General features: G+C 73.3%; 3 protein-coding genes. 1 reads left to right on the top strand and 2 read right to left on the bottom strand.

The features are described 5' to 3' along the window. Window positions 1–30 precede the first annotated feature (30 nt). Both ABZ371_RS32045 and ABZ371_RS32040 read right to left on the bottom strand, forming a co-directional pair. Window positions 31–900 (bottom strand): alpha/beta hydrolase fold domain-containing protein, encoded by an 870-nt coding sequence (locus tag ABZ371_RS32045; RefSeq protein WP_358686332.1) that lies wholly within the window; start codon window positions 898–900, stop codon window positions 31–33. Beyond that, the gene (locus tag ABZ371_RS32040; RefSeq protein WP_358686330.1) at window positions 897–1,454 is read right to left on the bottom strand and encodes a quercetin 2,3-dioxygenase; all 558 of its coding nucleotides are present in this window, start codon (window positions 1,452–1,454) and stop codon (window positions 897–899) included. The genes ABZ371_RS32045 and ABZ371_RS32040 overlap by 4 nt, the downstream gene beginning before the upstream one ends. A gap of 118 nt (window positions 1,455–1,572) precedes the next feature. Between ABZ371_RS32040 and ABZ371_RS32035 the strand changes: the two genes are divergently transcribed. After that, entirely contained in the window at window positions 1,573–2,019 is a 447-nt protein-coding gene (locus ABZ371_RS32035; RefSeq protein WP_358686335.1) for a helix-turn-helix domain-containing protein, read from the top strand. Window positions 2,020–2,057 lie beyond the last annotated feature (38 nt).

The raw sequence follows: 2,057 nt of genomic DNA, 5'->3' as shown, positions 1-2,057 counted from the left end.
GCGCCGCCGGTGCGGCGCGCCCCCGCCGCCCTACCGGCGCCCGGGCGGCAGCAGCCGGTCCGTGGCGAAGCGCAGGGACCGGGTGAAGACGGTTTCCACCTGGTCGTCGGGGAGCCCGTACCAGACGTGGTCCGAGCCGGGCACCGTCCACAGTTCGGCCTCGGCACCCGCCTCGGCGAGGCGGGCCGCGAGACGTTCGCTGTGCTCGCGGGGCACCATCGCGTCCTGCTCACCGTGCACGAGGAGGAACGGCGGCGCGGCGGCGTGTGCGTGCGTCAGCGGGCTGGCCTCCTCGGCCCGTTCCCGGACGGTGGCCGGGTCGGCGCCGAGCAGGAGCGCTTCGGGGGTGCCGGGCCCGGCGGCGGTGAGGTCGCTGGGGCCGTACCAGATGACGGCGCCGGCCAGGGCGGGGCCGGGGCGGGTGAGGGCGAGCAGGGAGGCGAGGTGCCCGCCCGCGGACTCCCCCCACACGACGGTGCGGCCGGGGTCGATGCCCAGTTCGGCGCGGCGCAGAGTGAGCCAGCGCAGTGCCGAGCGCAGGTCGTCCAGGGGTGCCGGGAAGGGGGCCTCGCCGCTCAGCCGGTAGTCGGCCGTCGCGACAGCCAGACCGGCCGATGCCATGCGCGCGAAGGGGCCCGGGTCCCAGCCCCGCGTCCGCAGGCCCATGTCGTCGCGCCGCCCGCGGCGCCAGGCGCCCCCGTGCACGAACAGGACCAGGGGGTGGGTGGAGCCCTGGTCCGGCGGCAACCAGAGGTCCAGCTCCAGGGGCCTGCTCCCCTCCACCTCCGCGTAGGGGAGCGCACGCAGTTCCCGCACCCCGGACGGGTGGACGACGGCCGGTGGGAGCGGAGCGATGTCCGGCGCGGGAGCGCTGATCACCTTCAGCAGCTCGGGGTTCACCGGGTGCCCCACCGCTGCTGGGGCAGGAAGGTCACGTCGTACGCCTTCGGAACCGTCGCGAACTTCTCACCGGCCGGGACGACGGCCTCGCGCGGCAGGCCCAGTTCCTCCGCGGGGGCGCCCAGGTTCTCGAAGAACCTCTCGAAGGTGCCGCCGGGTCCGGCGGCCACGCCGACGATCTGACTGTGGTGGCGCTCCATGCGGTAGGAGTGCGGGCAGTTCTTCGGCACGAAGCCGAAGTCGCCCGGCGTCAGCAGTTTCTCGTACTGCTCCCCCTCGAGATCCTCGACGAACAGCCGGACGGCTCCGTGGGTGATGTAGAAGACCTCGTAGGTGTCCGCGTGCGAGTGGGCGGGGATGACGTCGCCCTTGGGCCCCTCGCAGGTGAAGAAGTTGAAGGTGTTCTCCGTCTGTTCCCCGCCCGCGTAGATGGTGAACAGGTCGGTGAACAGGTGGGCGCGGTCGCCGTGCCCCTTCTCGATGAAGTACGGCTTGCCGGGCTCGGGGGGAATGTGGGAGGCCCGGCGGTACCGGGTGGCGTATTCGAAGGTCACGGATGCTCCAGGGAGGCGGCTCACGGCAGGTGTCAGGTAGCCTGACACGCAGGAGCGTACCTTGACAAGCCAGGTCGTACACTCACCCTCCCTGCTCACCTCCCACGACGAGGACCCGATGCACCCGCCGCGCCCCAGCCTCCCCCAGTTGCTGCTCGACGCCCGCCGCTGGTTCGAGGAGGGGCTGCTCGCATCCCTGGAGGCCGCGGGGGCCGCTCCGGTGTCCCCCGCCCAGCTGGAACTGTTCGCCGTACTGGACGAGGAGGGCACGACCGTGGCCGAGCTGGCCCGCAGGACGGGCGTCGCCCGCCAGTCGGCGCACCAGGCCGTGCACGGCCTGATCGCGTCGGGGCACCTGGAGCAGGTGGAGGATCCGGCTCACGGCCGGCAGCGCCTGATCCGGCGTACGCGGCAGGGCGCTCTCACCCACCGAAAGGCCGTCGGAATCCTGGAGCGCCTCGAGGAGGAGCTGGCGGCACGCATCGGCACGGCGGCGGTGACCGCCCTGCGGACCGCCCTGGAGACGCCCTGCCGCGTACGCCGGATCAGGCGCTGCCGGCCGTGAGCCGGATCCTCCACCTGCTCCAGGTGCCCCGACGCGAT

It is taken from the genome of Streptomyces sp. NPDC005899 (genome assembly GCF_040629645.1).
Taxonomy (GTDB): Bacteria; Actinomycetota; Actinomycetes; order Streptomycetales; family Streptomycetaceae; genus Streptomyces.
The sequence above is the reverse complement of the archived record's forward strand: the minus strand, read 5'-3'. Positions and strand labels throughout refer to the sequence as shown.